This is a genomic window from Streptomyces sp. JNUCC 64 (assembly GCF_054484115.1).
In genome coordinates this window covers 3816497-3840961 of record NZ_CM137015.1, presented here as the reverse complement: position 1 = coordinate 3840961, position 24465 = coordinate 3816497, and the positions used below count along the sequence as shown (strand labels likewise).

At 72.0% G+C, this 24465-nt stretch carries 21 protein-coding genes, 5 tRNA genes and 2 pseudogenes; 15 read left to right on the top strand and 13 right to left on the bottom strand.

Annotated elements, in window-relative coordinates:
- The first annotated feature begins 57 nt into the window (after positions 1 to 57).
- From ACVWNX_RS15705 to ACVWNX_RS15685, 5 genes are all read left to right on the top strand, one after another.
- Positions 58 to 330, top strand: coding sequence for a ribbon-helix-helix domain-containing protein (locus ACVWNX_RS15705; RefSeq protein WP_454414542.1), 273 nt, complete (start codon positions 58 to 60; stop codon positions 328 to 330).
- Positions 327 to 770, top strand: coding sequence for a PIN domain-containing protein (locus ACVWNX_RS15700; RefSeq protein ID WP_454414541.1), 444 nt, complete (start codon positions 327 to 329; stop codon positions 768 to 770). The genes ACVWNX_RS15705 and ACVWNX_RS15700 overlap by 4 nt, the downstream gene beginning before the upstream one ends.
- A gap of 137 nt (positions 771 to 907) precedes the next feature.
- Complete coding sequence (locus ACVWNX_RS15695) at positions 908 to 2014, top strand: class I SAM-dependent methyltransferase (RefSeq protein WP_454414540.1); 1107 nt, start codon at positions 908 to 910, stop codon at positions 2012 to 2014.
- Positions 2015 to 2287: 273 nt separating this feature from the next.
- The gene (locus ACVWNX_RS15690) at positions 2288 to 2914 is read left to right on the top strand and encodes a hypothetical protein (RefSeq protein WP_454414539.1); all 627 of its coding nucleotides are present in this window, start codon (positions 2288 to 2290) and stop codon (positions 2912 to 2914) included.
- A gap of 178 nt (positions 2915 to 3092) precedes the next feature.
- Positions 3093 to 3611, top strand: a complete 519-nt coding sequence (locus tag ACVWNX_RS15685) for a hypothetical protein (protein WP_454414538.1) — start codon at positions 3093 to 3095, stop codon at positions 3609 to 3611.
- Positions 3612 to 3870: 259 nt separating this feature from the next.
- On the opposite strand, the gene ACVWNX_RS15680 is transcribed toward ACVWNX_RS15685, so the two are convergent.
- Positions 3871 to 4548, bottom strand: coding sequence for a hypothetical protein (locus ACVWNX_RS15680; protein ID WP_454414537.1), 678 nt, complete (start codon positions 4546 to 4548; stop codon positions 3871 to 3873).
- A 500-nt stretch (positions 4549 to 5048) separates the two neighbouring features.
- Positions 5049 to 5394 (bottom strand): annotated as a pseudogene (locus ACVWNX_RS15675) (ATP-binding protein).
- Positions 5395 to 5483: 89 nt separating this feature from the next.
- Between ACVWNX_RS15675 and ACVWNX_RS15670 the strand changes: the two are divergent.
- Positions 5484 to 5621: pseudogene (locus tag ACVWNX_RS15670) on the top strand (UTRA domain-containing protein); the annotation flags it as partial.
- A 138-nt stretch (positions 5622 to 5759) separates the two neighbouring features.
- On the opposite strand, the gene ACVWNX_RS15665 reads toward ACVWNX_RS15670, so the two are convergent.
- Positions 5760 to 5833: transfer RNA gene (locus tag ACVWNX_RS15665), tRNA-Gly, on the bottom strand.
- 342 nt (positions 5834 to 6175) lie between these two features.
- Between ACVWNX_RS15665 and ACVWNX_RS15660 the strand changes: the two genes are divergently transcribed.
- From ACVWNX_RS15660 to ACVWNX_RS15650, 3 genes are all read left to right on the top strand, one after another.
- Positions 6176 to 6298: a hypothetical protein gene (locus ACVWNX_RS15660; protein ID WP_454415056.1), complete on the top strand. Its 123-nt coding sequence runs from the start codon at positions 6176 to 6178 to the stop codon at positions 6296 to 6298.
- Between the two features lie 467 nt (positions 6299 to 6765).
- Positions 6766 to 7341 (top strand): dCTP deaminase, encoded by a 576-nt coding sequence (dcd, locus tag ACVWNX_RS15655; RefSeq protein WP_454414535.1) that lies wholly within the window; start codon positions 6766 to 6768, stop codon positions 7339 to 7341.
- Positions 7342 to 7387: 46 nt separating this feature from the next.
- On the top strand, positions 7388 to 7918 hold the full coding sequence (locus ACVWNX_RS15650) for a phosphoribosyltransferase (protein WP_454414534.1): 531 nt from the start codon (positions 7388 to 7390) through the stop codon (positions 7916 to 7918).
- Between the two features lie 96 nt (positions 7919 to 8014).
- On the opposite strand, the gene ACVWNX_RS15645 is transcribed toward ACVWNX_RS15650, so the two are convergent.
- From ACVWNX_RS15645 to ACVWNX_RS15610, 8 genes are all read right to left on the bottom strand, one after another.
- The gene (locus ACVWNX_RS15645) at positions 8015 to 9181 is read right to left on the bottom strand and encodes a Yip1 family protein (RefSeq protein WP_454414533.1); all 1167 of its coding nucleotides are present in this window, start codon (positions 9179 to 9181) and stop codon (positions 8015 to 8017) included.
- 518 nt (positions 9182 to 9699) lie between these two features.
- On the bottom strand, positions 9700 to 11241 hold the full coding sequence (locus ACVWNX_RS15640) for an FG-GAP and VCBS repeat-containing protein (RefSeq protein ID WP_454414532.1): 1542 nt from the start codon (positions 11239 to 11241) through the stop codon (positions 9700 to 9702).
- A gap of 423 nt (positions 11242 to 11664) precedes the next feature.
- Positions 11665 to 13944 carry a (Fe-S)-binding protein gene (locus ACVWNX_RS15635; RefSeq protein ID WP_454414531.1) on the bottom strand — a complete coding sequence of 760 codons (2280 nt, stop codon included), beginning with the start codon at positions 13942 to 13944 and terminating at the stop codon, positions 11665 to 11667.
- A 354-nt stretch (positions 13945 to 14298) separates the two neighbouring features.
- Positions 14299 to 14375: transfer RNA gene (locus ACVWNX_RS15630), tRNA-Phe, on the bottom strand.
- 27 nt (positions 14376 to 14402) lie between these two features.
- Positions 14403 to 14477: transfer RNA gene (locus ACVWNX_RS15625), tRNA-Asp, on the bottom strand.
- A 31-nt stretch (positions 14478 to 14508) separates the two neighbouring features.
- Positions 14509 to 14581: transfer RNA gene (locus ACVWNX_RS15620), tRNA-Glu, on the bottom strand.
- 155 nt (positions 14582 to 14736) lie between these two features.
- Entirely contained in the window at positions 14737 to 15087 is a 351-nt protein-coding gene (locus ACVWNX_RS15615; RefSeq protein WP_454414530.1) for a metallopeptidase family protein, read from the bottom strand.
- Positions 15088 to 15290: 203 nt separating this feature from the next.
- Positions 15291 to 15890 carry a hypothetical protein gene (locus ACVWNX_RS15610; protein ID WP_454414529.1) on the bottom strand — a complete coding sequence of 200 codons (600 nt, stop codon included), beginning with the start codon at positions 15888 to 15890 and terminating at the stop codon, positions 15291 to 15293.
- A gap of 657 nt (positions 15891 to 16547) precedes the next feature.
- Here ACVWNX_RS15610 and ACVWNX_RS15605 point away from each other — a divergent pair.
- Both ACVWNX_RS15605 and ACVWNX_RS15600 read left to right on the top strand, forming a co-directional pair.
- Positions 16548 to 18935, top strand: coding sequence for a DEAD/DEAH box helicase (locus ACVWNX_RS15605; protein WP_454414528.1), 2388 nt, complete (start codon positions 16548 to 16550; stop codon positions 18933 to 18935).
- 243 nt (positions 18936 to 19178) lie between these two features.
- Positions 19179 to 19251: transfer RNA gene (locus ACVWNX_RS15600), tRNA-Lys, on the top strand.
- A 278-nt stretch (positions 19252 to 19529) separates the two neighbouring features.
- Here ACVWNX_RS15600 and ACVWNX_RS15595 read toward each other — a convergent pair.
- Together ACVWNX_RS15595 and ACVWNX_RS15590 are read right to left on the bottom strand one after the other, a co-directional pair.
- Entirely contained in the window at positions 19530 to 19844 is a 315-nt protein-coding gene (locus tag ACVWNX_RS15595; RefSeq protein ID WP_454414527.1) for a 4a-hydroxytetrahydrobiopterin dehydratase, read from the bottom strand.
- 23 nt (positions 19845 to 19867) lie between these two features.
- Positions 19868 to 21121, bottom strand: a complete 1254-nt coding sequence (locus tag ACVWNX_RS15590) for a helix-turn-helix transcriptional regulator (protein ID WP_454414526.1) — start codon at positions 21119 to 21121, stop codon at positions 19868 to 19870.
- Positions 21122 to 21420: 299 nt separating this feature from the next.
- Here ACVWNX_RS15590 and tgmA point away from each other — a divergent pair, with 299 nt between their 5' ends.
- The 4 genes from tgmA (at position 21421) to ACVWNX_RS15570 (ending at position 24465) form a co-directional block, all read left to right on the top strand.
- Entirely contained in the window at positions 21421 to 21711 is a 291-nt protein-coding gene (tgmA, locus tag ACVWNX_RS15585) for a putative ATP-grasp-modified RiPP (protein ID WP_454414525.1), read from the top strand.
- Positions 21711 to 22715 carry an MvdC/MvdD family ATP grasp protein gene (locus ACVWNX_RS15580; protein WP_454414524.1) on the top strand — a complete coding sequence of 335 codons (1005 nt, stop codon included), beginning with the start codon at positions 21711 to 21713 and terminating at the stop codon, positions 22713 to 22715. Before tgmA ends, ACVWNX_RS15580 begins: the two co-directional genes overlap by 1 nt.
- Entirely contained in the window at positions 22712 to 23803 is a 1092-nt protein-coding gene (locus ACVWNX_RS15575) for a methyltransferase domain-containing protein (protein ID WP_454414523.1), read from the top strand. The genes ACVWNX_RS15580 and ACVWNX_RS15575 overlap by 4 nt, the downstream gene beginning before the upstream one ends.
- 245 nt (positions 23804 to 24048) lie before the next feature.
- The gene (locus tag ACVWNX_RS15570; RefSeq protein ID WP_454414522.1) at positions 24049 to 24465 is read left to right on the top strand and encodes a hypothetical protein; all 417 of its coding nucleotides are present in this window, start codon (positions 24049 to 24051) and stop codon (positions 24463 to 24465) included.

The window sequence follows — 24465 nt, the reverse complement described above, 5'->3', positions numbered from 1 at the left end:
GGAGCGAGTCGCGAGGATCCAGGTACATCAACTTGGTACATGGACTACCATTGGTACATGACCATGAAGCGGACGAACGTATACGCCGACCCGGAGGACCTGGCGATCATCAAGGAGGCCGCCAGACGCCGGGGTGTGAGCGAGGCTGAGATCATCAGGCAGGGCATCCATCTCGCGGCCATGGCCAACCGGGTGTGGGACGAGCCGCTCTTCTCGCGTGTTACCGAGGGTCCGGGTCGCACGCTTTCCAAAGCCGAGGTCCGTGACGCGGTCGCCGACAGGGTCTTGCGGAAGGTCAACGACGACCCCGACACGGGGGATGCCGCGTGATCATCGTCGTCGCGGACACCTCCGGCCTGTTGGTGGCGCTCGACTCGAAGCATCCGGAGCATGCCGCGGCCAACGAGGCGATCATGGCAGCCGGTCTCTTGGTCATGTCCCCCTTGCTGTTGGCCGAGCTCGATCACATCGCCACGCGTGAACTGGGACGGGCGGCAGCGCGCGCCGCGATCGACGACTTGCGGCGCTGGATGATCAGGGGCAGGGTCATCGCGCCGGAGATCACGGAGAGCCACCTCGGCACCGCCCAGTCGATCCGTGCTCGCTACGAAGCGCTGAACCTCGATCTGGCCGACGCCGTCAATGTGGCGTTGGCGGCCGACTATGACACCGACGCGGTCTTCACGTTCGACCGTCGTGATTTCCGGGCGATTCGCCCTTTGGGTCGCCACAAGGCGTTCCGGTTGCTCCCCGACGACTTGCCGCTCTGACGAGCTAGCCAACCCACGAGCCGCAGGAGAACACCCGGTATAACCTGAAATGAGGCCACCGACCCCACTGGACACCGCCCGGACCCCGCTGGACGCCCAGACGATGCCCGCATCCCGCATCCACCGAGGAGGCGGTCATGCCGAGCCCAGAGACGCGGAACCCCGAGAGCCCGGGGACAGAACCGGCACGGGCAGACCCCGCCCGCCAGGAGGCGTTCGCCGCCGAGGTCGCGGACGTGCTCAACAAGGCGGCGCTGGCCCTGCTCACCGGAGTCGGCCACCAGTGCGGCCTCTTCGACACCCTGGCGAGCCTGCCGCCGTCCACCAGCGCGGAGGTCGCCCGCGCGGCGGACCTCGACGAACGGTACGTGCGCGAGTGGCTGGGCGGCATGGTCGTCGGCGGGTTCGTCACGTACCGGCCCGGGGACCGGACCTACGTCCTACCGCCCGAACACGCGGCCTCGCTGACCACGGCGGCGGGCCCGGACAACCTGGCGGGCATGATGCCGTACATCGGCCTCATGGGCGAGGTCGAACAACAGGTGGTGCGCTGCTTCCGGGAGGGCGGCGGCGTCCCGTACTCGGCCTACCCCCGGTTCCAGGCGCTCCAGGCCGAGGAGACCGCCCGGATCTACGACCTGGCACTGGTGGACGTGATCGTCCCGCTCGTCCCCGGCCTCACCGAACGCCTCCGGGACGGCATCGACGCCCTGGACGTGGGCACCGGCCAGGGCCACGCGCCGCTGGTCCTGGCGAAGGCGTTCCCGGACAGCCGCTTCCACGCGCTGGACCGCTCCCGGGACGCGATCGAGGCGGCCCGCGCCGAGGCGGACCGCGCGGGCGCCGACAACGTCCACTACTCGGTGGCGGACTCCACGGAGATCACCGGCGAGTACGACCTGATCACCGCGTTCGACGTGATCCACGACCTGGCCCGCCCGGCCGCGACCCTCGCCGCCGTCGCCCGCGCACTGCGCCCCGACGGCACCTTCCTGATGGGCGACATCGCCGCCTCCAGCGCACTGGAGGAGAACGTCGGCCACCCCTTCGGCCCCGCGCTCTACGGCTTCTCCGTCTTCTACTGCATGACGACGTCCCTCAGCACCGGAGGCGCCGGACTGGGCACGGTATGGGGCCGGGAGACGGCCCTGCGCATGCTCACGGAGGCGGGCTTCACCCACGTCCGGACGGCCTCCGTCGAGGGCGACCCGATCAACGTCTACTACGTGGCGACCAAGAACTGAGCACCACGAAAACCCACCGGAACCGCCGGACGCCCCGGGAACCCACCGGCACCACCGGACGCCCCGGGAAACCCATCGGCACCACCGGAAGAAGCCGGCGACCGACGCCGATCAGGGGAAACCGAGACGACGACGGACCAGAGCCCCCGCTCCGGGCCCAGCACCCACGCCCGCGACCGCAGCCCGCCCGACGACCGCGCCCCTGACCACCACAGCCCCCGACCACCCCCGAGACCCCACCCTCTGTCACACCCCCTCCCTAAACTCCGCACCATGGGCCTCTCGATCTCCGTAGGACTCCTCCACGACCAGGCGCGCGACGACCGGGAGGGCTACGAGCACCACCTCGCCGCCTTCGACCGCCTGACCCGGGCCCTCCGCGCGGAGGGCGTCACCTGGGAGGAACCGGGCCCGCCCGCCCCGCCGACACCGCACACCTTCTCCGGAGGCTTCCCGTACGGCGACCTGACCCGGCTGCGCCGCGCCCTGGTCCTCGCCCAGGCCGCACCGGACGAGCCGGTCCCACCCGCCCCGCCCACCGACGACGAACGCTGGCACCACGACCTGACCCGCGTCGAGGACGAGACCCTGATGTTCGCGTCCCACCTCCTCTGCCACGCCGACAACGCGGGCTACTACGTCCCGGTGGACTTCCCCGACCCGCTGTTCCTGCCCCGGGAGGCGGGCGTGGCGGGCGGCGGCATGGTCGGCTCCACCCACCGCCTCCTCGCCGAACTGACCACCCTGGCCCCAGCCCTGGCGATCGACCCCACGATCCCCACCCCACCCGCACCACCCACCGACGAAGACCCCCTGTCCCCGGAACGAGGCGCCTGGCACCAACTCCACCGCGCCTGCCGGGAAAGCCTCGCCGGAGGCCATGCGATCGTCTTCCACTGAGCGACGGCGAACGACCGCCCGGCCGTGCTCACCCACCCGGGGCGTGGTCCGCGGCCACCGAAACGATCGACAGGAACTCCGTCCAACCGCGACCATGTGACCACACGGGCGAACGACCAAGGGGGATGCGGTGGCGCAGCGCACGCCGTGCGGGGATTGCGGACGCATAGAAGACGTGATGACGGTGGAAGCCCTCTACCAGGCCAACAGCGGCACGTACGGCGGCATGTCGACGGGCGGCGCGAGCGGCATGGTGAACGGACGCTTCACCCGCCTCAGCACCCTCACATGGACCTCGGGACGGACCCGGACCACGCTCGGCGGCTTCGTCTCCCCGCCCCAGCGCCGAGGCTTGCTGCGGACCAGGGCGGGACGGACGGCCAAGGCGGTGTTCCTGGCCGCCATCGCGATCTTCTGCTGGGCCGTCGCCACCGACCAGCCCGAGTTCTGGGCGGCGATACTGATCCCGGGCGCCGTCGCCCTCTGGACGAGCAGACTGCGCCAGTACTTCACCGACCGGGCCAGCATCGGACGACGTCTGGAGATCTGGCGCGAGTTCCTGGTGTGCGTGCCGTGCAACACCGCCTTCCTGTCGGCCCAGTCGACCCAACACCTCGGCCTCGCCGTCCCGGGCTGGCGGGTCCCCGTCAACGGCCTCCACATCGCCGTCACCCGCCTGGCGACCAAGGGCCACTGACCCCCGCTCCGGAGCCGGCCTCCCGAGTGGAGCGGGCGACGAGAACCGAACTCGCGCTCTCAGCTTGGGAAGCTCGGGTTCTTCGGTGGCGGTTACCGCGCTGACCTGTGGCGAAGTCATGTTGAGCCTTGATCCCGCCCTCGAGAACTTCCCACTACGGTCCGCAGAGGTCCACAGTTGTTCGCGGTCTGTCGGGCGCGGAAATCGTCAAGTCGCCATCTCTACCCAGATCGCTTGGTGACTGAGCATCAGGGATAGTTCAGTCCCCCGGTTGCCGGTGCAGTCCTGTCGGGGATACCGCTCGGCCGGTCCCGGTGTCGACGACCGATGAGTGCTCCGGTATCACCACCTTTGAGAGAGCTGACCAAGCAGCGAGAGTTAGTTGGGCCAGACTGGGCACGGATTGTGCATTGATCGCACCACGAGAGCGACTTTTCGTGAGGTTTCGTGGCTGCCAGTCGCCGGATGTACGCCGTCGGCGGCTATTCAACGGCGGGGCAGTTGCCACCTGTAGAGCGTGCTCCAGCGCAAGGCCGCAGACAGTTGAGCCCATCTCCTCAACCAGCAAGCGTTCGTGCACAGGCGCTTCGGGAACCAGCAGCGGCCAGCGGATCACCACCACCCGCTCCCAGAGCTCGGGCGGCACCGTATTGGCCAGGTGGTGGCTCTCGCCCACCGGCAGGTCCCGCAGCCGGCGCTCAGCCTCCTGCGTCTGTCCTACGTAGCAAAGGCCTGCACCGGTGCCGAACACCCCGTAGAGGGCAGGGCCTGTGACGGCTGGGCTGTCTCCTTGCGCTTCGGTCAAGAGAGCGCCGACGCGATGAGCGAACTGAAAGCGGCGCTCCTGCCACCGCGCAAGCAGTTCAGGATCGGCCAACAGGGTCGTCAGCGATGCCCGCCAACCGCGGTAGGCATCGTCGTACATCTGATCATCCACGTACCGCAGCGTAGACCTTGGCCAGGACCCGGGTCCGGTCCTGGCACCTGCAGGAAAACGCGAATCGGTAGTCCGCCCGCGCCGTCAGTTCTACGAACCTGTTCAGTTCTACGAACCTGTAGAGAAAGTTGTAACTCACTCGGTCAGGCGGTCCCGAAGCCAAAAACATGCAAGGGAGTTCGGCGCCCCGAAACTTGCCAGTGCCAGGAAGGCCACCGGTCTGATCGTCCACACGAGACGGACGTCGGCGTGGGCCACCGATACGGTGCAGGGTTCGGAGCGGAGGAGGGTCAGCCTGGTGTTCACCCGTCCCTCGCGCAGCCAATGCCATGCCTCGTCGGAAGAGGTTCCGTCCAAGAGGGGGAAGACGGTGCGGAGCGTGTCGGCGATCCAGCGGTCCGCTTGGCGTGCCGTGTAGGCGTCGAGAGCCCCTAACCGCGCTGGTCGTCGTTGGCCGGTGAGGTCTTCCGACCAGCATTCGCACCAGTAGCCCCGCCTGGTCACGTCGCCCCGCACGGGCGGCCTCCTCCGCGAGGGTCCGCGTACAGCTCCGCGGTGACGGTGTGGCCGTGGTCGCTGTCGTGGACGACGACCCGGTGGGCGATCGCGCTGACCATGCCCAGTCCCCTGCCGTGCTCGGCGTCCTGGTCCTGCTCGTGCCCGACCCTGGGGGTTCCGTCGACGCCCCCGTCGTCGGAACACGGACACCGCGACCACCTGCGCGGAGACGCAGACTGCCAGATGAAAGCTGCCGTGCTCCCGGCCACTCGGGGTGTGCGGGATCGCGTTGGCGCTCAGCTCGCTCACGGTCAGTGCGGCGTCGTTGGCCAAGGGTGATCCACACAGGACACCATGGGGTCAGCGGCGGGCTCGGCTGACTTTTTCGGGGAAGCCGGGGCAGGAGGACGGTCCCCAGACCCTCGCTGCACTCGTATGTCCGACTCGCCCCCGGCGTCCCGGTCATCCACCTCATCCGTACCGCCTACGACACCGAAGGCCGCGCCGTGGAGGTCTGTGACACCGTCATGGCCGCCGACGCCTACGTGCTGTCCTACCAACTCCCAGCGACCTGACGAAGGCGACGCGGAGGGGTGAAAGCGCCCAGGGATGTTGAGTAGCCGATGTCGACGCTGGCGCCGTCCCGGTGGCCGGAGGGGATCGCAGTCCGGCCAACAAACAACCCTCAGACCGACGGCCTGAGGGTTAAGTGGTGGAGCGGGTGACGAGAATCGAACTCGCGCTCTCAGCTTGGGAAGCTGATGTTCTACCATTAAACTACACCCGCGAGTGCAACCGGTTGGACCGGTGATGCATCGCGCTTCACTCTACCCCATGCCCAGCCCCCGTCGTTCCCGGCGCGGGGCCAGGGTGTCGTGGCCCGCTGGACGCGGGTGCGGCTCGCGGGAGTTGGGGCGTACGGTGGCTCCCGCGCGCGGGCGGGGCGGCGAGGTTCCGGTGACGGAGTGCCGCCTGGAGGGGTGTTCGTTCGTCCCGTAATGTGCGCTTCGCGGAGCTTCGGTGGGCGCCCCAGAGGGGCCGCCCCGCTGCCCGCCGCCGTTCATGGACCGTGGGAAGGGACTCAGAGGACTTGATGGAGCGCACTGTGGTTCGTTGTGCCGAAGGGCATGTGTTCAGCACCGCTTCGTTCCCGATGCGGCAGGCCGGACGGCTCGGCCCCGGCCGGCTGCTGCGCTGCCCCCGCTGCGCCCGGCTCCGCAACGCCGTCCCCGTCCCGCCTCCCAAGCGGTAGCCCGTACCGCGCCGGGTACGGACCGTGCCGGGTACGGCCCGCAGCGGGTAACCCCTGCGGGCCGCGCCAGCTCCGCACCGCCGTCCCCGTCGCGGCCGTCCCCGCCGCGCCCGCCAAGCGCTGGCCCGTACGCGCCAGGGAACGACCCCTCAGCGGTGGTCCCGTACGCGGGCCGCGCCAGGGAACGACCCCAGCGGTGGTCCCGTACGCGGTTCGGGCCGGGCAACGGCCCCTTCAGCGTTAGCTCACACCGCGAGCGCAGCCGGTGGCCCCATCGCGCCGGAGGCCCCCGGAAGCACCGCTGACCGCATCGGACGCCCCGCCGCACCCCCTGGAAGGGGGCGGCGGGGAGCGCGGCCCGTCCGGTGGCGGCTCGGCGCCCGCCCGAGGGGCCTCCCGGGCGGCCGCCCGGTGCGCCGGGGCGCCCGGCGGCGCGGGGCACGCCCCGCACTGCGTATCCTCGGGACGTGCTTCTCTCAGACAAGGACATCCGGGCCGAGATCGACGCGGGACGGGTGCGCATCGACCCGTACGACGAATCGATGGTGCAGCCGTCGAGCATCGACGTGCGGCTCGACCGCTACTTCCGGGTGTTCGAGAACCACCGGTACCCGCACATCGACCCCTCGGTCGAGCAGGCGGACCTGACCCGGCTGGTCGAGCCCGAGGGCGACGAGCCGTTCATCCTGCACCCGGGCGAGTTCGTGCTCGCCTCCACCTACGAGGTGATCGGGCTCCCCGACGACCTGGCCAGCAGACTGGAGGGCAAGTCCAGCCTCGGCCGTCTCGGGCTGGTGACGCACTCCACCGCCGGGTTCATCGACCCGGGCTTCTCCGGGCACGTGACGCTCGAACTCTCCAACCTGGCGACCCTGCCGATCAAGCTCTGGCCCGGGATGAAGATCGGCCAGCTGTGCCTGTTCCGGCTCAGCTCGCCCGCCGAGTTCCCCTACGGCACCGAGCGCTACGGCTCGCGCTACCAGGGACAGCGCGGCCCCACCGCCTCGCGCTCCTTCCAGAACTTCCACCGGACCCAGGTGTGACCCCGCGCCCGGGCGCCCGTCCCGTCCCCGGAAAGGCCCGCGCGGCATGAGCGAGTCCACGGCACCCGGCGCCGGAGCGCGGGAGAACCTCACCTACGAGCGGTTCGGCGCCGCCGTCCGTGAGCTGGCGCAGACCGTCGCGGACGACGGGTACCGGCCCGATGTGATCCTCTCCATCGCGCGCGGCGGGGTCTTCGTCGCCGGGGGCCTCGCGTACGCCCTCGACTGCAAGAACCTGCATCTGGTCAACGTGGAGTTCTACACCGGCGTCGGCACCACGCTCGCGATGCCCGTGATGCTCGCCCCGGTCCCGAACGCGATCGACTTCACCGACAAGAAGGTGCTCATCGCGGACGACGTCGCGGACACCGGCAAGACGCTGAAGCTCGTCCACGACTTCTGTCTGGACCATGTGGCGGAGGTCCGTTCCGCCGTCGTCTACGAGAAGTCCCACTCGCTCGTGAAGTGCGAGTACGTCTGGAAGCGCACCGACGAGTGGATCAACTTCCCGTGGAGCGTCGAGCCTCCGGTCCGTCCGGCCGGTGCGCCGGTCACCCCGTCCCGCGAGGCCCTGTAGTCATCCAGCCCGTGGATACGGGTACGCGAACGGGCCCGGACGGATCGTCTCCGTCCGGGCCCGTTCGGGTACCGGTGCCGCGCGGGGCGCGGTGGCTCAGAACGTGCCGAGCTTGATGATCGACAGCAGTGCGGCCAGCTGGATGGCCGAGGCGCCCAGCGCCTTGGGCCACGGCAGGTCGTGCGACCTGCTCATCATCAGGGTGAGCAGCGCGCCCGCCGCGAGCCAGGTCGCCCAGCCCAGGATCTGCACCAGGGGCGCGTCCCCGCCCAGGAACATCGCGAAGACCAGTCGGGGCGTGTCCGTGAGGGCCATGATCAGCATCGAGAGGCCGACCGTCGGCTGCCAGGCGCCGTCGCCGCCGAGCTGACGGCCCAGGGTGTGGGTGACGACGCCGAGCACGAACGCGCCGAGCACCATCACGACGCCCGTGAACAGCGCGTACGGCACCGTCGCCGACAGCGTCGAGGAGAGGGCGTCCTCGCGGGCGCCGTCGAAGCCGAAGATCGCCAGCAGTCCGTAGAGGAACGTCACGACGAGGGCGGGGCCCCACACCGCGTAGTCCCGCATCCGCAGGAAGGTCGCCGCGGGGCGCAGGACGATGCCCTTCAGCAGTTCCTTCCACGGCAGCGGCGGACCGGCGGGCGGCGCCGACGACTGGCCCGCCTGGTAGATGCCGCCCTGCTGGTAGGGCTCCTCGCCGAAGGTGAACGCCTGGGTGTGGCCGGGGTTGTTGGCCGCGTACGGGTCCGGGCCGGGACCGGGGCCGCCGTGCTGCTGCGGGTGGTGCCCGCCGCCGTCACCGAAGTACTCCGGCTCCCCGTACCCGCCGCCGTGTCCACCGTGCCCGCCGTGTCCGCCGGACCCCTGGGCCTGCGGCCAACCGCCGCCCGGGCCACCGGGGCCACCCGGCCCGCCGGGACCCTGCTGTCCGTATCCACCGTGGCCGCCGCCCCGGCCGCCGTACGGCGGCTGCGCGGGGCCGGGCCCGGACGGTCCGCCGTATTGAGGGGGCTGCCCGTGCTGCGGGGCCCGTCCGCTGGGGCCCTGGCCGGGCGCGGGCGGTCCGCCGTACGGCGCCCCGGGGGGCTGCTGTCCGTACGGCTGCTGCTGCGGGGGCCGCTGCCCCCGCCCCTGGGGTGCGCGGTTGTCCCGGCCGCGTCCGATCCTGAATCCAGCCACGTCATCGAACGTACCCGGTCCGGCGGGTCGGCGTGCCGGGGCGGGGGCCCGGGGCCGGGCTTTGCGGCCGAGCTGTGACATCCCCTAAGGGAGCCCCGGACGGGGCCCGTTCGAGGCCCGGTCCCGTGCCGTCCGGCCCCGGACGCCCCGTGCCGTCCGGCCCGGATGCCCATGCCGTCCGGCCCCGGACGGACGGCCACCGCGGGACGGCCACCGCGGACGGTCACCGGGGCTTACCTCTGCGGCTGACCACCCGGGCTGACCACTGAGGCTGGGCCACCGGGACCGACCACCGTGACGGTCGGCCCCGGCTGACCGGCTGACCACCACGTCACGCGCGGGCCCCCAGGGGCCCGGCCCTCCCGGGGCGTGGGCGGGGCGTGGGCGGGGCGTCCGTCCGCCCCGCCCACGCCCCACGGGTCACGCGCCCCACGGGTCACGCGCCCCACGGGTCACGCGCCCCACGGGTCACGCGCCCCACGGGTCACGCGCCCCACGGGTCACGCGCCCCACGGGTCACGCGCCCCACGGGTCACGCGCCCCACGGGTCACGCGCCCCACGGGTCACGCGCCCCACGGGTCACGCGCCCCACAAGGGGCTACTCGTCGATCGCCGCCCCGAACCGCGAGGTCCCCGTGGCCGGGGCCCCCGCCCCGAACACGGAGGAGCCCACCGAGGTGGCGCCGCCCCGCGAGGCGGGCAGCAGCCACACCCGCCCGGTCGTGAGGTTCTCCCCGGGCGCGGCGGCGACCAGCGCGTAGCGCCCGTACCGGTCGGGCCCGGTGAAGCGGACCTGCGAGCCCCACTGGTCAGCCTTCTCGGGACGCCCCGGCACCCCTCGGGAGTCCTGGTTCCAGTGCGAGCCGCCCCGGCCGGTGAGCCCGGTCACCGAGCCGCGCAGCACCCACACCGCGCCCGCGTCCAAGACCCCGCCCACGTCCTCGGCGGGGGCGCCGACCGCGACGTCCGCGTATCCGTCGCCGTCGGCGTCCGCGACGGAGAGGTCACCGCCGAAGCCGTCGCCGGGCTCGGAGACGCCCGCGACGCCGGGGGAGTCCTGGCTCCACACCTGCGGCCGGACTGCCGGTCCGTCCGGGCCGCCGTAGCGGACGCCGATCCGGCCGCCGTTGTTCGGACCGGGGTTCCCCAGGTGGTCGGGAAGTCCGTGCACCAGGTCGTCGTAGCCGTCGCCGTCGATGTCGCCGGAGGCGGCGACGAGGCCCCCGCTCATGACGCGCACGGACATCGGGCCGCGCGGGCCGCCCTCGTAGTAGGCGGACAGGGCCGGGGAGCCCGTGCCCGGGCCGGTGACGACGAGGTCGGCGAGGCCGTCGCGGTTGTAGTCGCCGGTGGTGAGGTCGGTGGGGACGACGTGACGGCTGTTGCCGCTGAGCCCGGTGCGGGAGACCGGCTCGGCACCGGGCCGGACGGTGTCCGGCCCGGACGCGGCGGCGTCCATCGGGGCGATGCCGCCGGGGGTGCCGTCACCGGGGACGCCGCCGGTGGGCTGGGGGACGGCCTTCCACCTCAGGAGTTCCAGCGCGCTGCCGGCCTCGATCTGGTTGTCCCCGACGACGAGCAGGTCGCCGGGGTGGGCGGCGCTGAAGCGGGCGGCGGCGATGGCCCTGCCGAACTGGCTGCCGCCGATCGGTTCCCGGGCCTCGACCCAGGTGGCGGAGCGGGCGAGCCCTGTGGGGCCGCCCCACAGGACGGTGACGCCGCCCGCGCTCCGGAGCCCGTACAGGTCCTCGTCGGGGATGCCGACGATGAGTTCGTCGTGGCCGTCGGCGTTCAGGTCGCCGGTGGCGAGCAGCTTGCCGAACCCGTCCTGGTGCTCGGGGGAGCCGGGCACCCCGGGGGTGGCCTGGCTGATCCGGACGGCGGGGCCGGTGCCCGGGCCCAGCGCGGAGCCGTACCGGACGGTGACGTGCCCGGCGGCGAACTTCCCGTTGACGGTGGCGCCGGGGGCCGCGATGACGAGGTCCTCGTGGCCGTCCCCGTTGAAGTCGCTGTTGCGGTCGTTGGCGTAGGTCCCGCCGGGGGTCCCCGCGTGGGCGGGGGTGGCGAGGGTGAGGCCCGCGCCGGAGGCGACGAGGAACGCGGCCGAGGCGAGAGCGGTGGCCGATCGTTGGTTGCGCACGTACAGCTCCTCTGGAGGAAGGATGTCCGGACGAGCGGGGGTTGGGGGAGGGGCCCGGGTCTCCGTCCGGCCTCTGGTCGACAAGGGGCCCGGGGGAAGGGTCGCATGACTTCCGTACGCACGTACGGCGTTGGTGGGATCGGCGGTACGTCCGGCCCCCGGCCGACCGCCCTTCCCGGCGCCCCACGGCGTATCCCCGACTACGTTCCCGGGGAGTCCCTCCCCCGTGGTCCGGACCCGTCACCCGGTGGGCGAGGACGGCGTCCACCCTGGTGACGGTCCGGACGACGGGTCCGGCCAGGGGCTCCGGAGCGGGCCCCGGACAGCCGGACGGCCGGACAGCGACCCCGGATGGCCGGACAGGGCCCCCGGACAGTCGGCCAGGGCCCCGGGCGGCCGGCTAGGGCCCCGGAGACAGCCGGATCAGCCGACGGGCTCCGGTGCCGGGGTGTCCTCGGCGGGGGCCGCCCCCGCCGGGGGCTCGCCGTCGACGGGAGCCGTCCGCACCGACTCCAGCAGCAGCTGGGCCACGTCCACCACCTGGAGGGACTCCTTGGCCTGGCCGTCGTTCTTCTTGCCGTTGACCGCGTCGGTGAGCATCACCAGGCAGAACGGGCACGCGGTGGAGACGATGTCCGGGTTGAGGGACAGGGCCTCGTCGACCCGCTCGGTGTTGATCCGCTTGCCGATCCGCTCCTCCATCCACATCCGGGCGCCGCCCGCGCCGCAGCAGAAGCCGCGCTCCTTGTGGCGGTGCATCTCCTGCTGGCGCAGCCCCGGCACCCGGTCCATGATCTCGCGCGGCGGCGTGTAGACCTTGTTGTGCCGTCCCAGGTAGCAGGGGTCGTGGTACGTGATCAGCCCCTCGACGGGGGTGACCGGGACCAGCCTGCCCTCGTCGATGAGGTGCTGGAGCAGCTGGGTGTGGTGGATGACCTCGTAGTCGCCGCCGAGCTGCGGGTACTCGTTGGCGAGGGTGTTGAAGCAGTGCGGGCAGGTGGAGACGATCCGCTTGGCCGACTTGGGCTTGCGGGTGCTCTCGTCCTCGTCGTCCTCGCCGAAGGCCATGTTCAGCATGGCCACGTTCTCCTGGCCGAGCTGCTGGAACAGGGGCTCGTTGCCCAGGCGGCGGGCGGAGTCACCGGTGCAGCGCTCGTCCCCGCCCATGATCGCGAACGAGACGCCCGCCATGTGCAATAGCTCCGCGAACGCCTTGGTGGTCTTCTTCGCCCGGTCCTCCAGGGCCCCGGCGCAGCCCACCCAGTAGAGGTAGTCGACCTCGGTGAGGTCCTCCAGGTCCTCGCCGACGACGGGCACCTCGAAGTCGACGTCCTTGACCCACTCCAGACGCGCCTTCTTCGCCAGGCCCCAGGGGTTGCCCTTGCGCTCCAGGTTCTTGAGCATCGTGCCCGCCTCGGAGGGGAACGCGCTCTCGATCATCACCTGGTAGCGGCGCATGTCGACGATGTGGTCGATGTGCTCGATGTCGACGGGGCACTGCTCGACGCAGGCGCCGCAGGTGGTGCAGGACCACAGCACGTCCGGGTCGATGACGCCGTTCTCCTCGGCGGTCCCGATCAACGGGCGCCCGGCCTCCGCCAGCGCGGCGGCGGGCACGTCCTTCAGCGCCTCGGGGCTCCCCTTCTCCTCGCCCTCCATCGTCTTGCCGCCGCCCGCGAGCAGATAGGGGGCCTTGGCGTGGGCGTGGTCGCGCAGGGACATCACCAGCAGCTTGGGGGAGAGCGGCTTGCCCGTGTTCCAGGCGGGGCACTGCGACTGGCAGCGCCCGCACTCCGTGCAGGTGGAGAAGTCGAGCAGGCCCTTCCAGGAGAAGTGCTCGACCTGGCTGACGCCGTAGACGTCGTCCTCGCCCGGGTCCTCGAAGTCGATGGGCGCGCCGCCGGAGGTCATCGGCAGCAGCCCGCCGAGCGCGGTGCCGCCGTCGGCGCGCCGCTTGAACCAGATGTTGGGGAAGGCCAGGAACCGGTGCCAGGCCACGCCCATGTCGGTGCGGAGCGAGACCGTGATCATCCAGATGAACGAGGTGGAGATCTTGATCATCGCGAAGAGGTAGACGAGGTTCTGCTGGGTGCCGACGTCCAGCCCCCGGAAGGCGGCGACGAGCGGGTACGACACCAGGTACGCGGCGGTGTACCCGTCCACGTGGTGGAGCGCGCCCTCCAGCCCGCGCAGCACCAGGATCGCCAGTCCGATGACGAGGATGACGTACTCGACGAAGTACGCCTGGCCCATGTTGGAGCCCGCGAACCGGGACTTACGGCCCGCCCGGCCCGGCAGCGAGAGCTGACGGATCACCATGAGGGTGAGGATGCCGAGGACGGTGAGCGCGCCGATCAGTTCGGTGAAGACCTCGTACGGGGCCCAGGTCCCGATGAGGGGCAGGCTCCAGTCGGCCTGGAAGAGCTGCCCGAAGGCGTGCACCAGGGTGAGCACGAGGGTGAAGAACCCGACCGAGACGAACCAGTGGGCGACGCCGACGACGCCCCACTGGTTCATCCGCGTGTGGCCGAGGAACTCCCGGGCCACCGTCAAGGTCCGTCCTCGCGGATCATCCGTACGAGTGCCCGCCGGGACGTCCTGGCCCAGGCGGACGAAGCGGTAGATCTGGGCGATGGCCCGGGCGAACAGGGCTGCGCCGATCGTGGCGAGCACCAACGACACGATGATCGCGGCGAGTTGCATGGAGGCTCCTCGGGCCTGCGCGTGCGGATTACTAAGCGGTAACTTACCCGGTTTGCTAGAGGGTACCCAGATGTCGGGCCGCACTGTAGTCAGTCCGCCGGTGATCTGTGTCGCTGAGGCCACCCTGAGTGAGAGGCGGGGCGGGCGGGAGCGCGACCGGGAGGGGGTCGCGCGGGGGCGGGGGCCCGTCGTCGGGTTCCCAGGGGCGTACCCGCTGGGCGTCCGGGTACGCGCCGGGGGCTCGGGGCGCCATGGTCATTGCCCGAATGATGCCGCGCTGACCTTGAGGGCCGCACTCGTCGCCGAGGACGACGAAACGCCCCGTACGGCGTGCCGTACGGGGCGTTCTCGCTCTGGTGGCTGGGGCCGGGATCGAACCGGCGACCTATCGCTTTTCAGGCGATCGCTCGTACCAACTGAGCTACCCAGCCACGCAGTTCGCCGAGGCGATCTGCAAGCGGTCCTGACGGGATTTGAACCCGCGGCCTCCACCTTGACAGGGTGGCGAGCACTCCAAACTGCTCCACAGGACCTTGATCGTGTCGCGAGAATTCTCGCACACTGTGCCCCCAACGGGATTCGAACCCGTGCTACCGCCTTGAAAGGGCGGCGTCCTAGGCCGCTAGACGATGAGGGCTATCGGCCCGCCTGCGCGCTTTGCAGCGCGTCGGGGACGTGAGAAGCATATGGGATGGCGGGAGGTATCGCCAAAACGGTTTCCGGGCCCCTCCCCGAGCCCCGCCCCCGGCAGGGGCGGAGGCGGCGGTGGGAGGGGCGGGCGGGCCGGGCGGGTCAGCCCCAGCCCAGTTCGTGGAGGCGGTCGTCGTCGATGCCGAAGTGGTGGGCGATCTCGTGGACCACGGTCACGGCGACCTCGTGGACGACGTCCTCGGGCGTCTCGCAGTAGCGCAGGGTGGGGCCCATGTAGATCGAGATGCGGTCCGGCAGGACGCCCGCGTACCACTCGCCCCGCTCGGTCAGCGGCGTCCCCTCGTAGAGCCCCAGCAGTTCCGGGTCGTCGGCGGAGGGTTCGTCCTCGACGAACACGGCCACGTTGTCCATGACCCGGGTGAGTTCCGGCGGGATCGTGTCCAGCGCCTCGGCGACCAGCTCTTCGAAGGACTCTCGCGTCATCTCCAGCACGGGTCCATTGTCGCCGGACCGGCGCCGGACGGGTGGTCCGGGACGGGACGGCGGTCCTGGACGGGTCGGTCCTGGACGGGGCTGTCGGTCCGCGACGGTCGGTCCGGGGTGGTGCGGGTCGGGTACCGGTTCGGGCGCCGCCGGTCCGGGGGCGGTACGGGTCCGGGCGCCGTCGGTGCCCGCCACCGACCCGCGCCGCCGGTTCACGCTACGGGGGCGCCCGCCTCCGCCGACGGCTCCCCGTGGCCCGGACGGCCGGTGCGGCCCGCCGCCTGGCTCTGCGGCGGGGGCTCCCCGTCCGTGGAGGGCGAGGGTTCCGCCGGGGTGGGCTCGGGGGGCGCGGGCGGTTCCGGGGTGGGCTCCGGGGGTTCCGGTTCGGGGGTGGGGGTGGGCGGCGCGGGCGGCGGTTCCGGGGGCTGCGGGGTGGGCGCCCCCGGCTCCACGGGCGGCGGGGGGACGGTGACCCCGGCGGGCGGCGCGGGTTCGGGGGCGGCGCGGCCGGGGGGAGTGGAGCGCGGGGCGGCGGTGCCCCGCGAGGGGGTCTTCCGGTCGTCCGGGTCCTTCGGCTTCCCGCTGTGCCGGGCCTTCTCGTCCCGCCCGCCGTCCGAACGGTGACCCTGGGTGCTCTCCGCGGCCCGGGGGTCACCGTCCGTCTCCACGGCGCTGTCGCCGCCCCGGGAGCCGGAGGAGGACGGGCGGGCGCCGGGGCGGGCGGCCTCCTCGCCGACGCTGACGCAGCCCGCGGTGGCGGCGAGCGCCGCCGCCAGAGTGGCCAGGCGGACGGGTACGGACAGGGAACGCACGGCCACCTCCGGGGCGGGTGTACTGGCTACGGTTGTCCAACTCCCCGTTCGGGCAAGAGGACACGGAGCCCGGCGGGCCGGAGCCGCGCGGTTACGGGCCCGTTACCCGGGGAGACCGTCGTCCGCGCTCGTCGGGCGCGGTGCGCGGACCCCGGTGGCGGGCGGGCGGACGGTGGTCGTCCGATGGGCGTCCGGTGGTCTTCCGGCCGGTGTGGGCAGGCGGGTTGGCGTCGCTTCCGGCGCCGGGCCGTGGCCCCGGGGTACGGGGTACGCGCGGGGCCGGACGGGGCGGGAAGTGGAATGGGCCAGGGGTGCGGAAGCGGGGCGGGAAGCGGGTCGGCCAGGGGTCCGGACGGGGTGGGAAACCGGACGGGAAACGGGGTGGGCCGGGGTTCGGGCAGGGCGGCGGACGGGGTCCGGCCGGGGCCGGGGTGAGGCGGGTCACGGCGGACGCATTTGCCTTGGGGGTCCTCGGGTGCGTATGGTGGTAGATCGTTTGATCCCATTTGCCCGGCGCACTCCTCACAGAGCGAGGAACGAAGCGCGCCGCGTGTGGCGCGTACTCCCTTGCCGTGACCGGACCGCATTGAGGCGGTCACTCGCAGCTTTCACGGAGTTTGGGCGCGTGCCGTGAACTCCGGAAGGTTCGCATTTCGCATGTCCGTTTCCCCCGCTGACCGTGCCGTTCTCGACGAGAACGCCGACCTCGACCCCAGCACCAGCACCCAGGAATCCCCCGCAGGGACCGTCACCGAGGCCCCCGAGGCCCTCGTGAACGACCCCACCGACGCTGACGCCGCCGACTCCGTCGAGACCGCTGAGGTCTCCGAGGTCGTCGAGGCCGAGGAGGAGCCCGAGGCCGAGGCCGAGGAGCCCACCATCACCTTCGGTGACCTGGGGCTGCCCGAGGGCGTCGTCCGCAAGCTCGCCCAGAACGGGGTCACCACCCCGTTCCCGATCCAGGCCGCGACCATCCCGGACGCGCTCGCCGGACGGGACATCCTGGGCCGTGGCCGCACCGGCTCCGGCAAGACCCTCTCCTTCGGTCTGCCGCTGCTCGCGACCCTCGCGGGCGGCCACACCGCCAAGAAGCGCCCCCGTGGCGTCATCCTGACCCCCACCCGTGAGCTCGCGATGCAGGTCGCGGACGCCCTCCAGCCCTACGGCGACGTGCTCGGCCTGAAGATGAAGGTCGTCTGCGGCGGCACCTCCATGGGCAACCAGATCTACGCGCTGGAGCGCGGCGTCGACGTCCTCGTCGCCACCCCCGGCCGACTGCGGGACGTCATCAACCGGGGCGCCTGCTCGCTGGGCGACGTCAAGGTCGCCGTCCTCGACGAGGCCGACCAGATGGCCGACCTGGGCTTCCTGCCCGAGGTCACCGAGCTGCTCGACCAGGTTCCGCAGGGCGGCCAGCGGATGCTGTTCTCCGCCACCCTGGAGAACGAGATCGACACCCTCGTCAAGCGGTACCTCAACGCGCCCGTCACCCACGAGGTGGACCCGTCGGCCGGTGCGGTCACCACGATGACCCACCACATCCTGATCGTGAAGCCGCGCGACAAGGCCCCGGTCACCGCCGCGATCGCCGCCCGCAAGGGCCGCACCATCATCTTCGTCCGCACCCAGCTGGGCGCCGACCGGGTCGCCGAGCAGCTGCGTGACGCCGGAGTGCGCGCCGACGCGCTGCACGGCGGCATGACGCAGGGCGCCCGCACCCGCACCCTCGCGGACTTCAAGGACGGTTACGTCAACGTCCTCGTCGCCACGGACGTCGCCGCGCGCGGCATCCACGTCGACGGCATCGACCTGGTCCTCAACGTGGACCCGGCGGGCGACCACAAGGACTACCTGCACCGCTCCGGCCGTACGGCGCGCGCGGGCCGCTCCGGCACCGTCGTCTCGCTGTCCCTGCCGCACCAGCGGCGCCAGATCTTCCGTCTGATGGAGGACGCGGGCGTCGACGCCTCGCGCCACATCGTGGGCGGCGGCGGGGTGTTCGAGCCCGAGGTCGCCGAGATCACGGGTGCCCGCTCGATGACCGAGGTCCAGGCCGACTCGGTGGCGGGCGCCGCCAAGCAGGCCGAGCGCGAGGTCCAGGACCTCGCCAAGCAGCTGGAGCGCGCGCAGCGCCGTGCCACCGAACTCCGCGAGGAGGCCGACCGGTTGATCGCGCGGGCCGCGCGCGAGCGGGGCGAGGACCCCGCCGAGGCGCTGGCGGAGGCCGCTTCGGCCGAGGCCGGGACCGCCGAGGCGACGGCCCCCGCCGACGCTCCGGCGGACGGCGAGACCGTCCGTGCGGAGGCCGCGGCCGAGACCGCGCAGGCCCCCGTGGAGCGCCCGTCGTACGACCGTCGTGACGGCGGCGACCGTGGCGGCTTCCGTCGCGACGACCGCCGTGACGGCGACCGTGGCGGCTTCCGCCGTGACGACCGCCGCGATGGCGACCGTGGTGGGTTCCGTCGTGACGACCGCCGTGACGGCGACCGTCCGGGTTTCCGTCGCGATGACCGTCGTGACGGCGGCGACCGTGGCGGCTTCCGCCGCGACGACCGCCGTGACGGCGACCGTGGTGGCTTCCGCCGCGATGACCGTCGTGACGGCGAGCGCGGTGGGTTCCGTCGTGACGAGCGCCGCGATGGCGACCGTCCGGGTTTCCGCCGTGACGACCGTCGTGACGGCGAGCGCGGCGGCGACCGTGGTGGGTTCCGTCGTGACGAGCGCCGCGACGGCGACCGTCCGGGTTTCCGCCGTGACGACCGCCGTGACGACCGGGGCGGGTTCTCCCGCGACCGTCGCGACGGCGACCGTCCCGAGCGCGGTGGCTTCCGCCGCGACGACCGTCCCTCCGGTCACCGGGGCGGCGGCGACCGTCCGTTCAACCGCGACCGCCGCGACGACCGCCCCGCGGGCGGCCACCGCACCGGCGGCCACGACCGTCCCTTCGGCCGCCGTGACGACCACCACCGTGGCGGCACCGGCACCGGCACCGGCGGCGGCTTCAACCGCCGTGACGACAAGCCGCGCTGGAAGCGCAACGGCTGATCCCGTACCCGTGGGTTGAGCCGGGTGCCGTTCCCTCCGGGGAGCGGCACCCGGCTCGCGGCCGTTCGGGGGCGATGCCCGAAAAGCAGCACGCGCCCGGGCGCCGGAAGTGTCAGGATGGCCCCGTACCGCCTCGCGGACGACCACCGCCCGGGCCCCCGGCCCGACCACTCCGGCCGAACCCCGCCACCACCGGGGGATGGCCCCCGTCCGTGTCCGACGCCCCGCTATGCTGCGGGGTAGGGGCCGTTAGCTCAATTGGCAGAGCAGTGGACTTTTAATCCATTGGTTGTGGGTTCGAGTCCCACACGGCCTACCGCACGCGGGGGCGGGCGCGAGCCCGTTCCCGTGAGGAAGCGCCCCATCCGGCTTGAGCCGGGTGGGGCGCTTTCCATGTGACGGCCCCTGACCGCTGGCGGCCGTGCGTGCCTACGGTCAGCGGCTTCCGTCCCTGACCGACGACCCCGGACCGCGGTGCCGCACCCCGTGTCGCCCGACCTGGCGTACGGGAATACGGGAATCAGGCCGGAACCGGGGGCCGTCCTGATCCCCGTACTGGACCGAACCCGTACGCGCGGGGCCCGGACCCTCTGGTCAGCCCTCCGCCGGGCGGGCCCCGTGTTCGGTCGCGAGGGCGGTGAGGCGGGCGGCCAGGGCGGTGTCGAGCACGGTGATGGCGCCCCCGGCGTCATGGGTGTTGAGGGCGAAGCCGATCGTTCCGTACAGGACGGTGACCTCGGCGTGGTGGTCGGCCTCGTCCTCAGCCGCCGCCACGGCCGCGTAGAGGGCGGGGAGGGCGGGACGGTCGGCTTTGAAGGCGGCGGTGAGCTTTCCGTCCTCCGCGGTCCAGCCGGGGAGGTCGGCGAGGGCCTGGGCGAGTTCGGCGTCGGTCAGCGGTGCGGTGGCCATGGGGATTCCTTCGTTCAACGGTTTCAAGCGGCGAGCGGCGCGAGGGCCTTGACGAGGCGGTCGCCGATGGGGTCGTCGTGCCAGGGGCTCATGCCCTCGCGGAGGGCTTCCAGTTCCTTGCGATGGCGGGCGGAGCGTGTCTGGGCGGCGATCCCGGCGGATTCGGTGGCCAGGGTCACGGCGTGTTCGGGCTCGCCGGTGGCGGCGTACGCGGCGGCCTGGCGGGCGAGGTAGACGCCGGTGTCACGGCGGGCGGCCGGGGGCATGTCGGCGTTGACCCGGTCCCAGATGCGCCGGGCCTCCTCGTGCAGGCCCATGCGGCCGTAGCAGGTGGCGCGCTGGACCTCGAAGAAGTACGCGTTGTGGTGGACTCCGCCCCAGGGCACGGCCGGGTCCGCCGCTTCGACCACGGCGGACGCGTCGTCCAGGAGCCGGTCCACGGCGGTGCGCTCGCCGAGGAGCGAGTGGCCGTGTGCTTGCTGGTGCATCAGGTTGACGCGGATGCGGTTCGAGAGCCGGTTCCGCTCGCTCAGTCCCTGTCGGCACAGGTCGACGGCGGCCCGGCCGTCGCCCAGGTCGGATCGGAGGCGGGCCATGTTGGAGAGGACGTACGCGTTCAGATCGGTGTTCCCGAGCATCTGGGCGTCCATCTGGGCGATGCCGTGCCAGTACGCGGTGGAGTCCCATAGGCCCGCGTCCTGGTGGAGCCATCCGGCCAGTGCGGCGTAGGTGACCCCGACGTGGATCAGTTCCTCCCGCACGGTGCCGTTGGCAGCTCGGGTGAGATCGCTGATCAGCCGGTACTGCTCGGTGACGGTCCCGATGAGGTCGAGGGGGCCGAGCATCATGTCGGCGGTGTAGTGGCCGCCGAGCTGCTGGTAGAAGTAGCCGACCAGAGCCGGATCGATGTCCCTGGGCCTGAGATCGGCAGGGCTCACCATGCCGAGCGCGGCGACCGATCCGGTGGTCAGAAAGCTGCGGCGTTCCATGGAAGATTCCTCCTCCGCGATGCGCAGTCGGGCCGGGTGCCCAGGTGGGGGAGTGAAACCGAGGTGCTCGGGGCTGAGGCCGAAGGCGGCGCGCAAGGCGGCGGCGGTGTCGGGCCGGGGCCAGCCGGGCTTGTCGGACTCCCAGCGGCGGTAGGTGCGCACGCTGACGGTGAAGTACGGATCTCCGAGCACGAGCCGGCCCGCCGCGCTGATCTCCTCGGCCGCCGTCTCCTGGGACAGCCACCCACGATCCAGCCGCGCCGCCCGCAGCCTGCCATTGGTCCTCACTCTTCCCCCTCGCGCTCGACCTCTTCAACGTAACGCTCAACTGATCTGCCCATACCCGGCGTTACGGGAGATCGGCCCATCTGTTCGAAGTGGCCGGTGAACGGCCGCAGTGTGGCCGTCGGGCTTCCTGGCCGTCCCGCAGGTTCCGGCGGTTTCCTGTAACGGTCAGCCATCCGCCACCGAGCGGCAGGCACGCACTGAGGAACTTCCACGCCCTGCCCCGGCGCACACCCACCCGTTCCCGGTCCAGCTGGCCCGGGAACACCCGAGCACCATCACCCACCAGGAAAGGGGAATCCATGTCCCTGTTGCTGGAACGCGTCCCGTCCCTCTCCCACGAGATCGCCACCGAGCCCGCCGGACCGGTCGCGACCCGCCCGTTCGGTCTGGACAGCCTGACCGGCCCGGTGCCGGTCCACGGTCGCCGCCCGGTGCTCACCATCGACCCGGTCACTCAGCTCTCCCTGGTCGACGGCCTCCCGGCCGATACCCACCCGACCATGAGCAAGACCTCCTGCAACACCGAGTCGGACGGCAAGGACGCCATCGCCGTCGACACGGACCAGAACGACGACGAGTACGACGACTGATGACGTTCCGCGTCAGTCAGGGCACGCGCGGCGGACTCCCGCCGCGCGTGCTCGTCGTCACCCACGCCCTGGACCCCACCGCGGACTTCGTCCTACGGGAACTGAACGAACGCGGGGTCCCGTTCTGGCGGACCGATCTCGCCGACTTCCCCACCCGTACGTCCTTGCGCACGGAACTGGGAGCGGACGGCCGCTGGACCGGCTCCCTGCATGACGACACCCGAGGCGTCGACTTGTCGGAGCTGCGGGCGGTGTGGTGGCGCAAACCCACGGTCCACGAACTGCCGGAGTCGATGAGTGGCCCGGAGCGCCGGTTCGCCGTCGGGCAGGCCAAGCGGGCGATCACTGTCCTCGGCTCGCTGCCCGGGGTGCTGTGGGTGAACCGCCCGCAGACGAACGTCGACTGCACCAAGCCGGTGCACCTGGCCGCCGCTGCCGCCAGCGGGCTCCAGGTACCGGAGACGCTGATCACCAACGACCCGGCCGCCGTTCCACCTTTTGCCCGGCGGTGCGGTGGGCGCATCGTGACGAAGGTGTTGGGTGGGATCGTGCACACCGAGGGCGGCACCCGGGGCCAGCTCTACACCCGCCGGGTTCCCGAGGAACAGTGGGCAGATCCCCGGATCGCGCTGACCGCACACCTCTTCCAGCGGGAGATCATCGACCGGGCGTACGAGGTCCGCGTCGCGGTCGTCGCCGGACGGCTGTTCGCCGCCGCGATCCAGGCCCCGGCCGGGCACACCGGGCCGGACTGGCGTCAGGACTCCGATGCCTTCACCCACACCGCCATCGACCTGCCCGCCTCGATCGCGGACGCGGTACGCGAGATGACGCGCCGCCTCGGCCTGGTCTTCGCCGCCTTGGACTTCATCGTGGACGCCCGGGGCGCGCACCACCTGGTCGACGTCAACGCGGGCGGCCAGTGGGCCTGGATCGAACCCACTCGCGAACCGATCACCCACGCCATCGCCGACCTCCTCCAGAAAGGCACCATCCACCCATGACCACGGATGACCTGCCGACCCGGGCCGCAGAAGCCCGCCGCGCCCTCGCCCGAACCCTGGTGGACGCGGGTGACCTCAGAGACCCCGAATGGCGCCGAGCCTTCGAGGAGGTCCCCCGGCACGTCTTCGTCCCGTACTTCTACGCGCCTTCTGGAGAGCGGATCTCCGGCGACGACCGGTGGTTCGCCGCCGTCCACGAAGACCGCAGCCTGGTCACCCACCGTACGGACGGCGCGGCGACCTCCTCCAGCTCGCAACCGTCCCTCATGGCCACCATGCTCGAAGCACTCGCCGTGAGGGAGGGGATGAACGTCCTGGAGGTCGGAGCCGGTACCGGCTACAACGCGGCCCTCCTCGCCCACCGCCTCGGCGACGACCACGTCACCACCGTCGACATCACCGAGGACATCACGGGCCCCGCTCGCGAACGTCTGGCCACCGCCGGATACCAACCGACCGTGATCACCGGCGACGGTTCCCTCGGAGTGTCCGACCGCGCCCCCTACGACCGCGTCATCGTCACCTGCGGCCTCAGCTCGGTGCCTCCGGCCCTGCTCCAGCAGCTCACGGACGACGGCTTCCTCCTCGCCCCCTTGGGTAATGCCCTGGCCCGCGTCCACCCCACGGGCCCCGGTGCCGCCACCGGTCGCTTCCTCCCGCACGGTGCCTTCTTCATGCCACTACGCCACACCTCGGCCGACGGCCTCCCGACTCGCCGCCCACCACTACCGACCGGCCCCGGGCGTCCCTCCACCCTCCTCGCCGCGACCATCGCCGACAACCACTTCCGTTTCCTCGCGGGCATCGCCGTACCTGGTCTCACCTGGCAGTACGACCTGAGTGAGAGCGGTGAGATCACGGGAGCCCGGGTCTGGCACCCTGACGGCTCCATCGCCCACGCCTACCCCGACACCACCGTCACCGAGGCGGGCCCCCGCCCCCTCTGGGCCGCCCTCGAAGAGGCTTACCGGACCTACCGGATCGAGGACCGTCCCACCCCGGACCGCTACGGAGTCACCATCACCTCGGAGAGCCAGCGAGCTTGGCTCGACAGTCCCGAGGGGCCCGGTTGGATCTTGGGCGGATGAACCGAGGCCACGTGACCCCAGTAGGCGCGGCCCGCTGGGGTCGGGCTGTCAGGAGAGAATGGCGATAGCCAGGCTGATGATGATGTTCAGCCAGCCTGGGTTGGACCACCCCTCCGCGTCTGTCGGAGGGGGCGAAGCCGTGTCGGGACGAGTCCGGGGCGGATCGGGGCGGGTGCGCGGCGGACGTCCTCCTTGTCCACGGCCCGGTACTGACCGGGCGTGGGGGTGTGGGCAGAATGGGTGTCATGGACATCAGCCCCGGTCTGCTGCTCGTGATGGGCGTCGGGGGCGTGGTCGTCGTCGCGGTGCGGCTGCGCTCGCGGCGGAAGCGGGACGCCCGGCTGATCGCCCAGTGGAACAACTTCCAGCGGCGGCGCGCGGTCGGTGACGGGCACCTCCTCCAGGTGACCCGGGTCTACCAACGGGCGCGTCGGGGTTCGAAGGCCGTCATCACCTGGTGCGACACCGGGCTCCGGCAGGACGCGTGGTTCTGGGAGTGGCACGTCCCGCCGGGCGCTTACCTCCTGGTCTCCGCGACCAGCGGCTACGGGCCGCACAGTCGCAATCCCCATGTGCTCTACGTCCATCCCTCCCAGGTCCGCTCGTGGGTGCCCGCCCAAGCTGCCCGGGCCGCCCGGCGGCGCGGGGTGGGCACGCCGTGA